The sequence below is a fragment of the Actinomyces sp. 2119 genome, assembly GCF_003591215.1.
Lineage (GTDB): Bacteria > Actinomycetota > Actinomycetes > Actinomycetales > Actinomycetaceae > Actinomyces > Actinomyces lilanjuaniae.
In genome coordinates, this window is the sequence record NZ_QYRR01000010.1 from 80,344 (window position 1) to 97,119 (window position 16,776).

16 protein-coding genes are annotated in these 16,776 nt (G+C 69.4%); 2 read left to right on the forward strand and 14 right to left on the reverse strand.

The window, feature by feature from the left end; all coding sequences use genetic code 11:
• Nucleotides 1-148: 148 nt before the first annotated feature.
• The 5 genes from D4740_RS11845 to D4740_RS11865 form a co-directional block, all read right to left on the reverse strand.
• The gene (locus D4740_RS11845) at nt 149-868 is read right to left on the reverse strand and encodes a DUF6620 family protein (protein WP_119836224.1); all 720 of its coding nucleotides are present in this window, start codon (nt 866-868) and stop codon (nt 149-151) included.
• Nucleotides 869-938: 70 nt separating this feature from the next.
• Complete coding sequence (locus D4740_RS11850) at nt 939-2,072, reverse strand: hypothetical protein (RefSeq protein ID WP_119836223.1); 1,134 nt, start codon at nt 2,070-2,072, stop codon at nt 939-941.
• A gap of 270 nt (nt 2,073-2,342) precedes the next feature.
• Nucleotides 2,343-3,650: an ABC transporter ATP-binding protein gene (locus tag D4740_RS11855; RefSeq protein ID WP_243106869.1), complete on the reverse strand. Its 1,308-nt coding sequence runs from the start codon at nt 3,648-3,650 to the stop codon at nt 2,343-2,345.
• Nucleotides 3,651-3,652: 2 nt separating this feature from the next.
• Nucleotides 3,653-5,488, reverse strand: a complete 1,836-nt coding sequence (locus D4740_RS11860) for an iron ABC transporter permease (protein ID WP_259390708.1) — start codon at nt 5,486-5,488, stop codon at nt 3,653-3,655.
• Nucleotides 5,485-6,672 carry a thiamine ABC transporter substrate-binding protein gene (locus tag D4740_RS11865; protein ID WP_310732074.1) on the reverse strand — a complete coding sequence of 396 codons (1,188 nt, stop codon included), beginning with the start codon at nt 6,670-6,672 and terminating at the stop codon, nt 5,485-5,487. Before D4740_RS11865 ends, D4740_RS11860 begins: the two co-directional genes overlap by 4 nt.
• A 436-nt stretch (nt 6,673-7,108) precedes the next feature.
• Here D4740_RS11865 and D4740_RS11870 point away from each other — a divergent pair, with 436 nt between their 5' ends.
• Both D4740_RS11870 and D4740_RS11875 read left to right on the forward strand, forming a co-directional pair.
• On the forward strand, nt 7,109-7,681 hold the full coding sequence (locus D4740_RS11870) for a hypothetical protein (RefSeq protein ID WP_147392863.1): 573 nt from the start codon (nt 7,109-7,111) through the stop codon (nt 7,679-7,681).
• A 218-nt stretch (nt 7,682-7,899) separates the two neighbouring features.
• On the forward strand, nt 7,900-8,964 hold the full coding sequence (locus D4740_RS11875; protein ID WP_119836221.1) for a hypothetical protein: 1,065 nt from the start codon (nt 7,900-7,902) through the stop codon (nt 8,962-8,964).
• Between the two features lie 143 nt (nt 8,965-9,107).
• On the opposite strand, the gene D4740_RS11880 is transcribed toward D4740_RS11875, so the two are convergent.
• The 9 genes from D4740_RS11880 to D4740_RS12970 form a co-directional block, all read right to left on the reverse strand.
• The gene (locus D4740_RS11880; protein WP_119836220.1) at nt 9,108-10,187 is read right to left on the reverse strand and encodes a DNA cytosine methyltransferase; all 1,080 of its coding nucleotides are present in this window, start codon (nt 10,185-10,187) and stop codon (nt 9,108-9,110) included.
• Nucleotides 10,184-10,675: an MAE_28990/MAE_18760 family HEPN-like nuclease gene (locus D4740_RS11885; protein WP_259390742.1), complete on the reverse strand. Its 492-nt coding sequence runs from the start codon at nt 10,673-10,675 to the stop codon at nt 10,184-10,186. Before D4740_RS11885 ends, D4740_RS11880 begins: the two co-directional genes overlap by 4 nt.
• A 319-nt stretch (nt 10,676-10,994) precedes the next feature.
• A complete protein-coding gene (locus D4740_RS11890; RefSeq protein ID WP_119836218.1) occupies nt 10,995-11,423 on the reverse strand; it encodes a hypothetical protein in 429 nt (142 codons plus the stop codon).
• Nucleotides 11,424-11,826: 403 nt separating this feature from the next.
• Nucleotides 11,827-12,432 (reverse strand): YdeI family protein, encoded by a 606-nt coding sequence (locus D4740_RS11895; RefSeq protein WP_119837096.1) that lies wholly within the window; start codon nt 12,430-12,432, stop codon nt 11,827-11,829.
• A complete protein-coding gene (locus tag D4740_RS11900) occupies nt 12,432-13,412 on the reverse strand; it encodes a hypothetical protein (protein WP_147392917.1) in 981 nt (326 codons plus the stop codon). The genes D4740_RS11895 and D4740_RS11900 overlap by 1 nt, the downstream gene beginning before the upstream one ends.
• 117 nt (nt 13,413-13,529) lie before the next feature.
• Nucleotides 13,530-15,173, reverse strand: coding sequence for a hypothetical protein (locus D4740_RS11905; RefSeq protein ID WP_119837098.1), 1,644 nt, complete (start codon nt 15,171-15,173; stop codon nt 13,530-13,532).
• 68 nt (nt 15,174-15,241) lie between these two features.
• Nucleotides 15,242-15,802 (reverse strand): hypothetical protein, encoded by a 561-nt coding sequence (locus tag D4740_RS11910; RefSeq protein WP_147392918.1) that lies wholly within the window; start codon nt 15,800-15,802, stop codon nt 15,242-15,244.
• A 14-nt stretch (nt 15,803-15,816) separates the two neighbouring features.
• Nucleotides 15,817-16,479, reverse strand: coding sequence for a hypothetical protein (locus D4740_RS12965; RefSeq protein ID WP_182911413.1), 663 nt, complete (start codon nt 16,477-16,479; stop codon nt 15,817-15,819).
• 12 nt (nt 16,480-16,491) lie between these two features.
• The coding region (locus D4740_RS12970) for a hypothetical protein (protein ID WP_182911414.1) at nt 16,492-16,776 on the reverse strand (285 nt) is incomplete at its 5' end.

Below are 16,776 nucleotides of genomic sequence, written 5' to 3' on the forward strand. Positions count from 1 at the left end.
GGGCGTCACGGACCGCCCGCCTGGCCAGGCGGCCTCGGCTGCCGAGCCTAGCCGGGTCCGGCCAGGTCCGTCGCCCAGTGTCCGTCAGCTTGCTGGAAGCCTCATCACAACGCGGGCGGCCCGTCCGCTCCGGGACGGGCCAGGCGTCTCAGAACTCGATGTCAGCGGCAATGTCCCGGGGCGTGTCCCAGGGCGTGTCCCAGGGCGTGTCCCGGGGCGTGTCCCGGGGCGTGTCATTGAAAGCGTCCGGTACGTCGCTGGGCACGCGCCTGGACGCGTCGAGCTGGCCGACCGGCTCCGCCTCTGCGGCCAGGTCGGCCGGATCCGCCTCCTCGACCTGGGCGGTCACCGTGACGGTAGGGCTGGCCAGGAAGAGCGCCACGAAGCGGTTGAGGTCGATGTGGAGGTCACCGATAGCCAGGTGGGCGGTACCGACAGCCTCCGAGTCGTCCCCACCAGCAGCACGGACCCGCATGAACTCCCGCAGCGCGTCGACGACGTCGGCAAAGCGTCCCTCGATCTCGTCGGAGCCGATCACCAGGGTGCGCCCTCCCTGGAAGTCACCCATCTGGTGCGCGTCGGCACTGGCCCGCAGGACGGACTGCTCCCAGTTGTAGAGCAGCTGCTCGGCCTGGGGGATGTTGCCCGCCTCAGCGGCACGAGCGACGTCGATGTGCCCGTCGAGCAGGGGGCTCCAGGTCTGCCACCAGGCCTGAGCGTACTCGGCAGCGCCCGGGGGCAGGTTCGCGGGCACCTGCGGATAGTGCAGGTGGACCATCTCCTCCCCCGGTATCCCCACGTTCATGGGACGGCTGAAGCCGTGGGGCAGGTCCAGGCGGTAGTAGCTCTCGGCGCTGTATCCGGACATGGTGGAGTCCTCTCGGAGGGGTCGTCGGGCAGGTCCAGGACAGGGGCGGGTCAGCCTCCGGTCACGCCGGTCAACGCGGCAGGGCGTCGGGCAGCCGCAGGGCCGCGTCGGCACGCTGCTGGTAGGCGGCCTCGGTGTAGGTGCCCTCCAGCACGCTGTGAGCCAGGGCGTCCCCGGGGCGCATGACCGAGCGCACCACAGCGAGCAGCAGCTCCAGGTGAGCGGCGAGCCCCTGCTGGCGGAGCACGGCTGCGTAGTCCCCGAAGGAGCCGATGATGTTGACGTACTCCATCTCGGCGTAGCGGGAACTCTGCGGGCTGCTCTGCGGCTGGTAGCAGGAGCCCAGCTCGCCCAGGAAAGCCTGCCTCCTGGTCCTGGCGTAGAAGGGCAGCATGCTGGAGAGCGCGTGGAACCAGGCCAGCCGGTAGTACACGTCGTGGACCAGCCTCATCCCCGGGGCCGACTCCTGGGCGGTCTGCTCCTCATAGCGGCGTCTCTGCGGGGCAGCCTGCTCCTGCGCCAGCTCCTCCGCCCACTCCGGTGCCGCCTGCATGGCGGGGGAGGGCTGGAAGACGACCCGGGAGCCGCAACCCGGGCAGGTGAGGTAGACCGCCACGTGGTAGAGCTCGGGAAGAGGCACGCGGGTGCCGCACCGCTGACAGGTGAAGGAGGCCTGGGCCAGCCTCCAGTCCTCGACCGCCCTGTCCCACCCCGCGGACTGGGGCACGTCGTGGTAGGGCAGGTCCTGCTGAGCAAGGTCCTGCCGGGGCTGTTCAGGGGGCTGGTACGCCGGGATCTGGTCGGTAGCCTGGTCCTCCAGGCCTGGCCGGGACCGGGTGGGCGCCCCGTCCACGACACGCTCCAGCCGGGTCCGAAAGTCGCCCACCATAGCCCTGGCCGTCTCCAGGAGGTTCTCCAGGGCAGCGCGCTCCTGCGGGGTGAGGTGGTCGTCGTCGATCCTGCCAAAGGGAGCAAGATGCTGGTCGAAGGTGCGCTGCGCCTTGGTGTGGAGGTACATGACGGTGCGACGGACCTCTGCACGGTGCTCCTGTGCGGCCCCGGGGTCGCTCACCTGGAGCCCGGCGGTCACGGAGGCGGCCTGGGCGGTGTACTCGCGAGCGCGCGCCTCCAGGCGGTCCAGGTAGACCCGCAGGCGCTCAGTCAGCGCCTCCAGCTGGCTGCGGTAGTGGGCATAGGTGGGCACAACTGCCTCCTTGCGCTGGGAAGGTGACGACAGGCAAAAGACGAGAAAGACGGAGAAGACAGAACGGAAAGGCAGAAGAGAGACGGGCGGTGGTGGACAGGTGGCCAGAGGCGGGGCCGCCGTGTCCCGGCAGCACCCACCGGCACAAGGCTACGGGATGCTGCTACCTCTCACTTACCTCTCACTGACCCGCCTGCCCGTCACAGTCCGGCAGCCGCCCACGTCCCCGCCCCTCGCACAGGATCGCGGCGTCCACCGCCAGGCCCACCGTCATGAGGCCGGCTCCCCGCCCCCTGCGTACCGAGGCAGGAGCGCGGTCCTTGTCAGGTCGAGCAGCGCGATCACCGGCTCACCTGGCTGACTGGCAGCCCTGGCCACGACGGCAACCCGCTCGCGCCCCGTGGTCACGAACCGGTCGGCACCCAGAGTGACCACCTGGCCGGGCCCGAGGAGGACCTCCACCTCCCACCTGCCCCGGCGCACCCTCGAGCCCAGGGTGGCGCCGACCAGCCTGACCGGCGGCTGCGTCCTCAGACCCGGTGCTCCCGTCTGCTCCCCTGCCTTCCCGGTGGCTGCCGACTCCCCGGCACCGACCTGCCCGGAGCCTGTGCCTGGTGAGACCCTCAGAGTCTCCCCGGACTCCTGTGCCCGCAGCGCCCCGGGCGCCAGGGCGAGGCAGGACCCGCCCCCCGCCCCCGCGGCCAGGAACGGCCCGAAGCCGAGGAACCTGGCGACCTCGTCGCTGCCCGGGTGCGCCCACAGCCTCTCGGGGGTGTCCAGCCGCAGGAGGCGGCCCGAACCCATGACACCGACACGGTCAGCCACAGTCATCGCCTCGTCCTGGTCGTGGGTGACATAGAGGGCGGTGGTTCCCTGGGCACGCAGGATGGAGCGCAGGTCTGCGGCCAGCTGGTCACGCAGGGCACGGTCCAGGGAGGACAGGGGCTCGTCCAGCAGGAGGAGCCGTGGGGAGGGGGCCAGTGAGCGGGCCAGGGCCACACGCTGGGCCTGGCCGCCCGACAGCGTCGCCACCCGGCGCCGCCCCAGGCCGGACAGCCCCACGAGCGCCAGCATCTCCTCCACCCTCTGGGCACGTTGGCCCCGCGGGAGCCGCCTCAGCCCGTAGGCGACGTTCCCGGCCACGTCGCGGTGCTCAAAGAGCTGCCCGTCCTGGAACATCAGCCCGAACCCGCGCCGGTGGACAGGCAGGCCCACCACGTCCTCACCGTCCCAGCGGACCTCCCCGGCGGCCAGGTCCTCCAGGCCTGCCACGGCGCGCAGCAGCGAGGACTTGCCACAGCCGGAGGGACCCAGGAGCGCGACGACCTCCCCGGGGGCCACGTCAAGGTCGAGGCCGCTGACGGCACCGGTAGCAGTGCGCCCCCCATAGGTCACGGCGAGGCCGCGTACGGACAGGCCCCTGGCGCCCGGGCCGGCCGTGCTGGCTGTACCGGCGGCCTCACCTGTGGCGGCGCCACTGGTCCCGGGCGCACCGCTAGTCGTACCGGCCGTACCGTTGCTGCTGGTCCCGGGACTCATGCTGGTCATGATCCTCCTGGTCATGATCGTCCTGGTCATGGTCATCGCTCCTGTCCTCTCAGCTCAGCCACGCGCGCCAGCGCCTCGCATCCCAGCATGACCAGTCCCGCCCCCACGGCGAGCACGACCCCGGCGGCCAGGGCCATCCCCTGGTTCTGCGCCCCCGGGCTGGAGATGAGGCGGTAGACCACCACCGGCAAGGTGGGCTCCTGGGGGCGGGCCAGGAACGACGTCGCCCCGAACTCGCCCAGGGAGGTCGCCAGGGCCAGACCTGCGGCCAGCCCGCCCGAGCGCAGCGCCTGGGGGCCGTCCACGCTCAGCAGCACTCGGCCCGGCCCGGCTCCCAGGGCGGCGGCGGCCTGGCGCTGGCGGGGGTCGACAGCGCGCAGGGACGGCAGGAGAGTGCGCACCACCAGGGGGACGGCCACCACCGCCTGGGCCAGGGGCAGCACCCACCAGGAGCGAGTCAGGGACAGGGGCGGGCGGCTCAGGGTGATGAGGAAGCCGAAGCCCACGGTGACCGCGGAGACCCCCAGAGGCAGCATGAAGACGGCGTCCAGGACGACCAGCGCCCGGGCGAGCCAGCGCCCCCGGGGCCGTCGGGACAGGAGCAGGCTGACAGCCACCCCCACCACCAGGGCGATGATGGCGGCGACCACGGCCACCCGCACGGAGGCTGCGGCCGCCTGCCACACGGTGACCACCAACGCGTTGCGCCCCCCGGTGGTGGCCAGGTCGGCATAGTTGGCCAGGGTCCAGGCGCCGTCGCGCTGTAGGGAGCGCGTCACCAGGACCGCCATGGGGGCCACCAGCAACCCGGCGACGGTGGCAGCGGTGACCAGGAGGGCGGGCAGGTCGGCAGGGCTCAGGCGGGTGGGCCTCACCTCGGTACGCGTGCGCAGGCGCACCTGGGTGGCCCGTCGGGCACGCTCGGCCACCCACAGGGCCGCAGCGACGACACCGAGCTGGAGCATGGACAGGACGGCCGCCGCCCGCAGGTCGAGGTACTGGGTGGTGAGCACATAGATCTCGGTCTCGACGGTGCCCGTGCTCGGGCCGCCCAGCACCAGGACCACCCCGTAGGCAGTGGCGCTGAACAGGAAGGTCAGCGAGGCGGAGGAGGCCACGGCAGGAGCCAGGGCGGGCAGGGTGACGGTAGCCAGGGCACGGGCCGGTGAGGCCCCCAGCGCCCGGGCGGCCTCCACGGCGCGGGGGTCCAGCCGGGACCACATGGTGCCCACAGTGCGTACCACCAGGCCGTAGTTGAAGAAGGCCAGGGCGGCGACCACCGCCGTCGTCGTCCCGTCCAGGCCCAGCGCCTCCAGGGGGCCGCCGGTGGTGACCAGCGCGTGGAAGGCGGTGCCCACCACGACGGTGGGCAGCACGAAGGGGACGGTGACCACGGCGCGCAGCAGGCCCCGCCCAGGGAAGCGGCGTCGGTAGAGGACCAGCGCCCCGGGCACGCCCAGGACCACGCAGGCGGTGGTGGCCAGGGCGGCCTGGACCAGGGTCTGTCGCAGGACCCGCCAGGTGCGCTCCCGGGTAAGGACCTCGGCGACACCACCGGGGTCGGGCACGCCCTCGGGGGCCAGGCCGCGCGCCACCAGGGTGGCCACCGGCCAGGCGAACAGGAGGGCGAGCAGGCCCAGAGGCAGGGCGAGCGCCAGGGTCCAGCCCAGGCGCTCCGCCCAGCTGGGCCTCGGGCCGGGCGGGCCGGCCCGGGACAGGGGCGCTCCTGCCCGGCCGACGTGACCGCCGGACCTGGGGTGCCCGGGCTCACCGGTACGCCCGTGCCCGCCCCGTCGCGTGACCGGGGCAAGGCTGTCGGGCTCGCTGTTCCCCGGGCGCTCGGGCACCCCGCCTGCTGCCGGGCTCACGCGCCGACAGCCTCGCTCCAGGCGCTCAGCCACTCCTCCCGGTGGGCGGTGATGTCCTGGGGGCTGACAGTGACGGGGTCGGGAGCCAGCGGCCCGAAGGACTCCAGCTCGGGGGGCAGGGAGGCCTCGGCATCCACGGGGTACATGTACATCTGGCCGGGGATGTCCTCCTGGACCGCCCGGGAGAGCATCCACTCCACGAAGGCCCGGCCTCCTTCCGGGTTGGCGGCCCCGGTGAGCACCCCGGCGTACTCCACCTGGCGGAAGGCGGTGGCAGGCAGGGCCGCGGTGGTGGTGGCCGAGCCGTCGTCGGTGAGGGTGTAGGCGGGCGAGGAGGAGTAGGACACCACGACCGGGTAGGAGCCCTGGCCGCCGCCTGCGGTGAAGTCGGTGTAGTAGGCGTCGGACCACCCGGCGTCGATGCGGGTCCCGCCCTCGACCAGCGTCTTCCAGTAGCTGGCGAAGCCGGAGCCGGCACCGGTGCCGAAGTGGCCGACGGTGGCCAGCATCCAGGCCAGGCCGGTGGAGGAGGTGGAGGGGTCGATGGCCACCAGGAGGGGGGCGTAGTCGCTGTCGGCGAGGTCCTCAAAGGTGCTCGGTGCAGCGAGGTCGCGGTCGGCGAAGTAGGCGGTGTCGATGTTGAGGCAGACGTCGCCGACGTCGACGGGGGCCAGGGCAGGGGTGTCCTCGACGACGTAGCCGTCGGCCCCCGGGGGCAGGGCGGGGACGGCGGTGGTGTCGATGACGCCCTCGGCCAGGGCTCGGGAGGCGTAGGTGTTGTCGATGCCGTAGACGGCGTCGCCCAGGGGGGCGTCCTTGGTGAGAACAAGCCGGTTGACCAGCTCGCCGGTGTCACCGGAGGGCAGGGTGGTCAGCGTGTAGCCGGTGTCGGCCTCGAAGGCGGCGAGGAGGTCCTCGGAGAGGCTGAAGGAGTCGTGGGTGACCACAGTGACGGTGCTGCCGGAGGCTGCGCCGCCGGGGTCCCCGCCTGAGCAGGCGGCCAGGGCGGCCGACAGCGTGGCCGCCAGCGCCCCGGCGCCCCCGGCGGTGAGAAGGCTGCGGCGGGAAGGGGTGGGGCTGAGGCGGGCGGCGCAGGTGGGGGCGGGGCTGAGGCGGGAACGGGAGCGTCCCGGCCCCAGCCGGGTCAGTGGCTGCGGAACCAGCAGCCGGGGGCCAGTGCGCACCTGGGAACGGCTGCACGGCTGGGCGTGAGCGCACGGCCGGAGTCGGCTGCTCTGGGGTGTCTGTGTTGTTGTCATGGTTGTCATGGCTGTGCCTCCAGGATGGTGGTCCGGAGGGCCTGGGCAGGCGGCACGCTGGCCACGGTGCTGCGCGCACTGCCCAGGGAGATGTCTCGACTTCCTTCGCCGGTGCTAGCCGGAGCAGGTTCGAGGGTCTGCGGGTGCCCGCACTCTCAGCGCCGCTGCCGCTGACGGGGCCGGGTTGGCCGTGGTGGTTGGCACGCTGGCCGGACCCGGGCTGCCTGGCGGCGGGGCGCTCCCCTGTCGCAGGGTCCATGGTAGCGGGTGGTGGCGGGGCCGTGTGGTGGGTGTAGGCAGGCTGTTCTGGCTTGGAGACGCAGACGCTGAAGAACACCGCCCGTTCGGCTATTGTTCATCCGTGACGGTGACGGCTTACGGCGATGAGAGCATCCGTCGCACAGGTGTACCCGAGTCGATGTACTTGCTCGGCGCCTATCTTCATGACGACGCCCTCCCGGACCCGATCAGCCCCCTGAAGAAACTCGCGCGAGGACCCAAGCTCCACTGGCGGGACTCCGTGCCCCACGTCAGGAAAGAGGCGTGTCGCGTCATCGGCTCCTCCTCTGCCCGCCATCTGATTGTCCTCGCCTCTCCCTTGGTGCATGGTGCTCACGAAGAGCAGGCACGCCAGCAGGCGCTCATGACGCTAGTGACAATTCTTGCCTGTGACTACGATGTCGGGAGGTTGGTGCTTGAGCACAGGCAACGGAAGCAGGACGACAAGGATCAAGCCACTGTCGCTATCGCTCGTCAAAGCGGGATGATCTCCACACGCTTCAGCCTGCAGCACGCCTACGGTGATGAAGAACCGCATCTGTGGGTACCTGACCAGGTTCTTGGTGCTTACGGCGACGCGAGGACAGGGAAAACCACAAACTGGAACCTGCTGGCTGCTTCCGTCCGGCTGGAGACGATGCAGCCCACCAGGTAGCGCGAACGCCGGGCCCTATGACCTCACAGGCGCCCGGCGTCTACTTCCGCTCCGCACCGTAATGCAGCGGCACACAGAGTATGACATGACCCCGTCTAGGAAGCAACCCCATGCGCTCCACTAGTCGGTGACAGGGCGCTCCCCTGTCGCAGGGACCATGGTAGCGGGTGGTAGGGGTGGCGTCCGCGACAGCGGCACGTCTTGCTACGGTTGGAGGGGTGAGCACCGACGCCTCCAGCAGCCCTGGCCTGAGAACCCGCGACCTGCCCGACGTCGAGACCATGACCCGCCATATCGCGGTGGACGCAGCCCTCATGAACGCCTCCCTCAACAGGGTCGGCGGCCCCCGCGCCGGGGACACCGGGGAGCCTGGGGACACCGTGCTGGTCCCTCCGCACTACACCGGAGCGCAGCCCCACGGGTGGTACTACAGTGACGGCGGCGGCTCCTGGGCGCAGTTGATCCAGCTCACTGGTGGCCGGGCACTGCTGGCGGGCTTCGACCGGGACGTGTCCTTCGGCTACTCCGGCGAGGAGGACCCGCGCCGGGGCCTGCCGGAGTGGGCTGCCCGGCTCCTGCCTTGGAGACCACAGGACAGACAGACCCGGCACGTCCAGTGGTGGACTGTTGCCGCGCTCTACGACGGGCAGCAGTGGTGGGAACCTGACACCGACGACGCTGGTGTCGAGCTGAGCGGACTGGAGATGCTGGCAGCGGGTGATGAGTGCCTGCAGCAGTACGCTGACGACTCCTTCTCCGACTACTTCTTCGGGGTGGACCTCAGCCCTAGAAAGCCTCCCACCGATGAGAGGGAGGCGCGCCTGCGGGCACTGACGGACGAGGTCGTCAACGAGTTCTTCTTTGGCGGCGGCCCCGGCACTGGCCCCGGCCTTGGCCCTGAGGAGCCTCCCGCCGATGACCCGCTGGCCGCGGACCCGCTGATGACCGTGGAAGGTGTCCGTGAGGTCCTCGCACGCGTCCCGGACATTCCCGGGCCTGTCCTGCAGAAGCTGATGGACATGGCGCACGACTTTCGGATCCACCACAGACCGAGGCAGGAGGCACGCGCCCTGGCCCGTGACGTCGAGGAGGCCTTCGACACCTGCCGCAGGCACGCCCTGCGCCGTGCTGTTAGCCAGGGAGCCGACCTGACCGAGGAGGCACTGCTGGCCCTGGCGGGCAGCCCGGAGTGCAGCCTGACTACCGGGGTGCAGGCCGCCCGCAGGTTTGCCAGCATCACCCCGCTGCCCGACGGCGCCGATCTCGGCTACCCCCTGGGCTAGGGCATCGCGGGCTACTAGCTGTGAGCCGTGAGACACCTGGTGCTTACGAACGGACCTTGATGTGCCGCCCGGTCGTTAAGCCGCGTGCCACGGTTCCGCTCCCAGCCTGACGCCATACGAGCCCCTCGCTGACGCAGCCGCCCTCAGTGCGCCTCCACGGCGTGGTTTGGACGAGTGAACTGTGCGGCATGCGCCACCAGCGTCTGCCCCACCGCCTCTCCCAGGCGCACGGGAACAGCGTTACCTATGAGGCGGCCCAGGACGTTGAACCGGACAGGCTCATCGGGCCGCACAAACTTGTACTTCGGCGGGAAGGTCTGCAAGATCGCGGCCTCGCGAAGTGAGATGGCCCGATCCTGCTCGGGATGCCCGAAACGCCCGTTGCCGTATCCGAAGCACTGAGTAGTGATGGTCGGACTCGCCTCATCCCAGGACATGCGTCCGTACACGCTCGGGTAGGTCGCACCACTGGTCTTGCGGTGACACGCGGCTCGGAGGTCCTCGGGCCAGTCACGCCACGTCCCCCCCGGCTTCGAATGACGTATCCGCTCCAGGTTCACCCTGCTCAGCCGAGAGGCTACGTGCAGCCGGTCCTCGGGGTCCGACTCGCCAGCCCTGATGGGGCGGAGTCCCCCGATAGCCTGACGCACAGTCCTTGCTTCCTTCCCCTCCTGCGAGAGGGGAAGGCCGACGTCGCCGAGTCGTGAGGCGACCAGGACAAGACGCTTTCTTGTCTGCGGGACACCAATACGAGCGGCCTGGACTACGGACCACCCGACCGAGTAGCCACTCAGGTCCTCCACGAACCGGCTAAATACCGGATGGTCCAGCAGCTGCGGCACATTCTCCATCGTCACGAGGTCAGGCTGGACCTCTCGCACCAGCCTGCCAAACGTCTCAACAAGCTGCCAGTCGCTACCGCGCCTCTTGCTGCGGCCAGAGCGGCTGTATGTCGAGAACGGCTGGCAGGGCGCGCACCCGGCAATCAGGCTGACATCAGCTCCACCGACGAGCCGCTCTACCTCTGACGCCTCAAGGTCATTCACGTCGCCTTCAACGAACCTCGCCTCATTGTTAGCCTCATAGGGATACCTGCATGCGGGATCAATATCGATCCCGGCTACGACGTCTATGCCAGCCCGGGCGAGGCCGTGGGTGAGTCCACCGACTCCACAGAACAGATCAACAGCACGGATCGAGAGGGTGCCGACCTCCTTTCTCACGAAACTCGCACCTCCCGTCTTCTTTCCCGTCTCCTCTTGCCTACGATCTCACGCGCGATGAAGCTATCGAAGCAGCCGACGGCTTCTCGCAGGTAGTCACTGACCGCGTCGGCAACCTCCTTGAGCTCACCGACTGTCACGGTTTCCCCACAGCACTCGACAAAGGACAGCGAGCCGTGCGCCAGCCTGTTACGGCGGTCCTTGACAAGCTTCAACGCACCCATATTGTCTCTGATATGGCGCTTGGCTGCCTGAGATACATCCCGGGAGATCACCAACCTGCAACCGACGCGCTCGCAGAGCTCCTTGATAGAGACGTCATCCCAGTTCCCTCCTCCACCAGGGTCGATCTTGAAGCCCTTGACCGGCACCTGGTCCAGGAGCTGTTCGCACATGCCGAGAGCAGCCTCCAGCCGTCTCTTAGGGCCGAGGTCGTTTCCGACAGGCTGCACAGGCCTGCCTTGAGGATATCGTGGCGAGAGCGCCATCGTCGACACGGCGGGCTGGTGATCCCTAAGCCCGTTTCCGGGAGAGTACCAGGAGATACCGACGCCTTCTACACCCTGGATCTGGGCTGTGTATTGTCGACACGACACGATGGGATCGCAGCCTGGACAAAGCGGAGGGAACTACCCGGCCGCCCGAGTCCGCCTGAGACCCTCGGCAGATAGTTCATCTGAGCCGCCAGCCTCGGGGGGTCACCTGGCGGCAACCGGGTGACCCCCATCATGCGCTACGGTCGGGGACCGCCAGCGTCGCCCCCTGGACCAGGCCCCTTTGTCAGAACGTCGCTCCTGGGCCAGACTGTCAACGCCGTCCCTGAGCCAGCCAGTCGGGGGTGGCCCGGGGGTCACGGGGGAAGAGACGCAGCTCCTCGGCACAGTCGTCCGCGGTGACGGGGGGGGTGAGCTGGGGCTGGTGGTCGTAGTCGAAGTCGGAGGCCAGCTGGTAGTCACGGCTGCTCATGGTCAGCGACGCCCATGTCCACGCGCCTCCTCCGGGGCGGGCCATGGGCGAGCGCAGGCGCACTGACTCCTCCACGATCGGGCCAGGGACCACGTTCTCCTCCCAGTCGCCTCCTGGGCGCAGAGCGCGGGTGCGGGCGGCGGCTCGCGTGCCCACGCACTGGACCTCGACCACCACCTCGCTCACGCCTGCGGAGCGCATAAACTCGGCCAGGTGGGTCTGCAGGCTGTCAACAGCCTCCATCTGGGCTTCAAAGGACCACTCGGGCATGAGATCTCCTATCCGCCCGGGCGCACCGGGCTCAAACCGCCTCTGCCGCGGCGCTTGGGAACCTGTGTCCCCAAGCCTACAAGCCAGAGGCAGCACCGGCGGGTAACGCAGAAATATCTCCCGGATACGTCCCGCCTGTCCTGGCATGTGAGCTCAGAGGTCGGCGGTCCCGCCCCGGCGTGACGGACACCAGGGCGCGGGGGAGGCGGAGGGAGGACGACGGGTATATGCGTTATGGCGATGTGAGCCGCGCTAGAACGGTGACAGCCTGTCTCACGCGATGCAAGCGCCGCCGAATTCTGTCGCTCCTGGCTGACACAGCTCCAGGCCCCTACGACGTCGTTCGCCTCAGCCCGATCCACGTGAGCCAGGATGGCACAACGCACGCTGGGATGACACCGCCTCACGACCTATGGCTGGGGTGGTTGGCGCGGATGTTGTGTGCCGCCAGCTCGACGGTCCTGGTGATCCGGCGCTGACGTGTCTCCAGCTTCTTTGCGCTGGATATCCACTGCAGGATGAGTCGTCGTGAGGACGGGGGGAAGGCCGAGAAGCGGGCCAGCGCCTGCTTGTCCGCCTCCAGCGCGGCCCGCAGGTCCTCGGGGACGACCAGGTTCTGGGCGTCGGCGTGCTCGTCCCACCTCCCGGAGGCCTTCGCCTCGTCGATGACCTTCTGGCCCTCCGGGCGCATGTACCCAGCCCTGGTCAGGCGCTCGGCACGCTCCCGGCTGGCCCGCCCCCAGCTGCTCCTGGGGCTGCGCTGGTGGAACTTCAGGTAGCAGCTGTCGCGGTCGCGCCTCACGGCCTTGCTGTCGACCCAGCCGAAGCACAGCGCGTGCTCGACGGCGTCACGGAAGCGCACGCTGGCCTGGGAGGCGCCCTTCTTGTAGACGATGAGCCAGACCCTCGAGGTACGCCGGCCGTTCTCCTCCAGCCAGTCGCGCCACTCCTGCAGGCTCCTGGCACGCACGACCGGAACGCCGTCCACGACCTCACTAGTGACAGTCATCAGGAGCCCTCCTGCCAGTGGCCCGGCTGGCCGTACGCGGGCTGGCCGGGGCTGGACGCGCTCAGGCGCACGTAGGCGTAGGCGGCCATGAGAATCCCCACGGGAACAGTGAAAATACTACCAATTGTAGTAAAGGCGCCGACCATATTTTGAACCAGAATCACCAGGAACAGGGGCACCATGTCGCCACTCGCGCCGTGACGCATCATCGAGAAGGATCGCGAGATAGACCGGAACACGGGCGTCCCCTGGTCCAGGGAGACAAAGATCGCAAAGAGGCAGAAGTAGGCCACGATCGGCGTACCGATGATAACCAGCAACCCGGCAAGAGTAAGAACAGTGGCAACAAGATAGACGGCCATGGTACGCCAGCGGTTGGGGAAGACCAGGAAGTCCCGCAGCCGCGCACGCTCCCCGCGAGCCGCGACCAGGCACGCGTGGTACGCGCCTACCGTGACGGTCATAAGCCCCAGCAGGAATGCCAGCACCGCCGCGAAAAGCGGCACCAGGAGAACCCAGGCCACAGTATCTGACGCGTTCTCCACCACCGTGCTCAGCGGAAAGACGCAAGCCGCCATCAGGAGGTAGAAAACCACCAGGAACAGCGGACCACCGCCAAAGACAGCGGGATTACTCGACACCCGCGACCACGCCCACCGCCATGCTGGCCCCACCTGGACACGGGGGTACAGCGGGAGGGACGAGGGCTGGAAGCCCATGCCTCCACCGCCGGGAGCCGACGTCGGCCCCATGCCGGGAGGCAGTCCCTCAGGAGGGGCACCGTAGCCGCTCGCTTGCACTGACGGTAGTGCAAAGCCGTCGCCATCTCCCTGTGCCGACGGCGCTACGGTGCCGTAGCCGCCCGGGTAGGCGGGCTGCTGCCCAGCAGTGTCGCCATAAGCCGCCCCGTAACCTGCGGTCCCGGGCTCCTGGGGTCCTGACGCCTCAGGGTCGTGGGGATGTTGAGGGTTCTGAGTCATGATGGTCTTTCCTCGGGTTCCTCATCAGCTCGATCAGCCGGGCCGGGCCTGCCGCCCGGCCCGTCATTCCCGCCGTTCACGGCAGGTCACTCGCGGGTGCCGCCACGACCGGGAGCGTCACTCCCGGCGCTCACGGCTGGTTGCCCTGGTGAACAGCGGGTCACTGCGCTGCTCCTCCTCGGGGATGCTCGCCGCCGTCATCAGGATGTCCGCCACCCGGTGGGCGAGGCCGGTGGTGAAGCCGGAGGAGACAGCCGACTGTGCGAAGCCGATGCTGAGGTCCTCCTCCTTCATGGTGATGTCCATGACGGCCCTGCGATCCACCATCCTGAACCGGACGTAGCGCAGGTCGGCAAGAGGGAGGCTGAGCTCGATCCTGCCCTCCTCCACCAGCGCAGGCACCGAAGAGAGGAAGAGTCGGGTGGAGGTGACGCCCAGGTAGGTGCTCGCCTGCACCGCCGGCCCCCCGTCGGGGCCAGGCCGCAGGCCCTGGGCCGCTCCGGTCAGGCTGCCCCGGTCCACCTCGGCCAGGGCGATGAGGGGCTCCGGGGCGGGCAGCAGCCAGCGCAGCGCTGCCAGGGCCTGGCCGGGCACCTCCTGCCCGACCACCTGGAGCGCCGGTGCCACGGCCAGCGGCTCCTCCGCGGACCTGCCGCGCAGGCGGTCCACGTGGCGCCTCATCGCCGCAACCGTCTCATCAAGGGTGGCGCCGCCCAGCTGCTCGGGGGCGTGCGGGGGCCAGGACCGACCGGTGACCTCCGCGCACAGGTGGCGCTGGGCGTCGATCATCGTGAGGACCTCGGCCACGTGGCCTAGCTTCTCCTGGTACCTGGCCGGCATGTTGACGGACTGGTAGGTCATGGTCTTCTCGATGTCAGGAGGCCGGCTGGTCATCGTGGCGAACCTGCCCGGGCTCAGTATCCACCTCCCGCTGTCGATGGTCTCCATCGTGAGATAGCCCTGGTAGTCGGCAACTATCTGCTCGATGTTGCCCCTCAGGTACTCCCAGCGGGCGGCACTGTAAGTGTCCAGGTGCTCCCGGTGCTTGTAGACGCGGCGGGCAAAGAAGGCATGCTCGTCGTTGACCACTCTGTCCGGGGCGATGGCGCCGACGGTGGACAGCCTGGGGATGACCCCGGTCTCACGGGAGCGGGCAATGATCCCCAGGAGGGTCTCACGCATGTCGCTGATCGCGGGCCAGTGGTCCTCGTAGCGGGTCTCAAACGCGGAGCGCACCAGGCCCGCGCCCTCCTCAAGAGCCTGCACGATGAAGGTCATGTGGGCGCTGAGCCTCAGCAGCGGCTGGGCGCGGCCGAGTCCCTGAAGCAGGTCGGCTGCCTGCGCGCTGCCCGCAGGCAGCCAGCAGACCCGGAGGGCGTCCCCGCTCGTCTGCGGGCTCGCCTGAGCGCGCGCCTGGTCGAGGACTCCTAGGCTGCCACCCTGTGCCCGGGCGGGCAGGGCGGCAAGGCTGGCAAGCGTCTCCGGCGAGAGCCGGACCAGCCCCTGGGTGGAGGCCCCCGGGGCCACCAGGCCTGCCCCGCCCACGGCGTCGTCCAGGGCCTGGACGATCTGGCGGGCAGAGTGCTCCCCCAGGCCGAAGACCTCGACCGTCCAGCCCTGCGGCACCGCCTGCGCCACGAGCACGGCCACGCCGGGCTCCACCTCCAGGAGAACCATGTCCGCCTCCTCCTGCGGCGGGTGCTGCGGGCTGCTGGCCGCTGCGGAGTCAGACGCAGCGGGGTGGTCCGGGTGCTGGGTCACGGCTGTCCTTTCTGGTTGTTCTCTGTCTTGTCACGGTCTATTTCCTGACGCGAAGAAAAACTAATGGCCTAGGTGGTCTCCCACCCGCCCTGCTGGTCGGTGGCCTCAGCGGCCTGGGCCTGGGCTGCCTGGCGCTCCTTCTCCTTCTTGGCGCGCCTGGCCTCACGACGACGGGCGTTAGCGGCCTTGCGCCTCTCGTTGGCCGCCACCCGCTCTGCCAGCCACACAGGAATGTTCTCCGCATCCCGGGGATAGAGGTCCAGCTCGATCGAGTACTCGTCCTCCCCGATAGGGGGCCGCTCGAGCACCGGCTCGCGCATCCAGTCACACTCCTGGTGCAGCACCCACTCACCCGCCACCATCCACAGCCGGCACCACGTCCACGCACCCCACCCAGCAACCACCTGCTTCTCACGCAGGTGGTCCACAGCAAACCCCGTCTCACTCGACTCAGGCAGCACTCTCTTGACCTCCCCGTCAACAGTCATCCACATCTTGTCCCTCTGGACGAGCCCGATACCAATAGTCTCGATCTCGAGACGGGAGCCCCCCTCCTCACGCAGCCACTTCGCCAGCAACTCCTCAGCCCGGGCAAACGCCTCCTCCGGCCCCATGTCACGCGAACGCACAGCAGCATCCCCCTTTACTCCGGCTCGCCCCCGGACGGCTCCCCGGCCTGCCCGGCACCGGGCACACCCCGGGCAGCATCCTGGACGGCGGACTGGGCAGCCTCCTGCCCGCCCTGCCGGTCGGTGGCCTCAGCGGCCTGGGCCTTGGCCGCCTGGCGCTCACGCTCCTTCTCCTTCTTGGCGCGCCTGGCCTCACGACGACGCGCGTTGGCAGCCTTGCGTCTCTCGTTGGCCGCCACACCCTCCGCCATCCAGTCCGGGACGTTCTCCGCATCCCGGGGGTAGCGCTCCAGCTCCAGGGCACAGATACCCGGGCCGGGCCGCCCACCACCAGGAGGGTCGAGCACCGGCTCGCGCATCCAGTCACACTCCTGGTGCAGCACCCACTCACCCGCCACCATCCACAGCCGGCACCACGTCCACGCACCCAGGCCAGGCACAGCCTGCGCACGACGCAGGTCATCCACAGCAAACGTCACCTCGCTGGACTCCGGCTGAACGCTCCTGGCCTCACCGTCAACAGTCATCCATATAGTGCCGCGCTGGACGAGCCCAATGCCTACCATCTCACTGTCGAGGCGGGAGCCGCCCTCCTCACGTAGCCACCCCGCCAGCAGCCCCTCAGCCCGGGCAAAGACCTCCGCCGCGCTCATGTCACGCACACCCACACTGATCACACCCTTCCAGGCCTAGAAGTTCTCAAACGGCTGCCGTTGTCTTGCACCGCTCGCATCGGTCCACCAGGCCTCAAACTTCACAGGTACCCGGTCGGTCTTGGGCACGCCCTTCAGGGACGTGCCCGAAGGAGCCTCTGGTGGGCCGTCGTACTCGATCCGGATGTCGATGCTCTCGTAGGCGCCCCGGCTGGCGGCGATGTCGTCCTCGAGCTTCTTGTAGCTGTACGGGTACATCCCCTCAGTCCCCTGGTTGAGGCTGCTGCGCATAGGCACCACGTTGATGTCCTCCGGCCCCCC

Excerpts from the sequence above, each read along its gene's own strand:
- D4740_RS11855 (WP_243106869.1), bottom strand. The coding sequence starts at position 3,650 with ATGACCAGGACGATCATGACCAGGAGGATCATGACCAGCATGAGTCCC.
- D4740_RS11845 (WP_119836224.1), bottom strand. The coding sequence starts at position 868 with ATGTCCGGATACAGCGCCGAGAGCTACTACCGCCTGGACCTGCCCCAC.
- D4740_RS11895 (WP_119837096.1), bottom strand. The coding sequence starts at position 12,432 with ATGACTGTCACTAGTGAGGTCGTGGACGGCGTTCCGGTCGTGCGTGCC.
- D4740_RS11900 (WP_147392917.1), bottom strand. The coding sequence starts at position 13,412 with ATGACTCAGAACCCTCAACATCCCCACGACCCTGAGGCGTCAGGACCC.
- D4740_RS11890 (WP_119836218.1), bottom strand. The coding sequence starts at position 11,423 with ATGCCCGAGTGGTCCTTTGAAGCCCAGATGGAGGCTGTTGACAGCCTG.
- D4740_RS11885 (WP_259390742.1), bottom strand. The coding sequence starts at position 10,675 with ATGGCGCTCTCGCCACGATATCCTCAAGGCAGGCCTGTGCAGCCTGTC.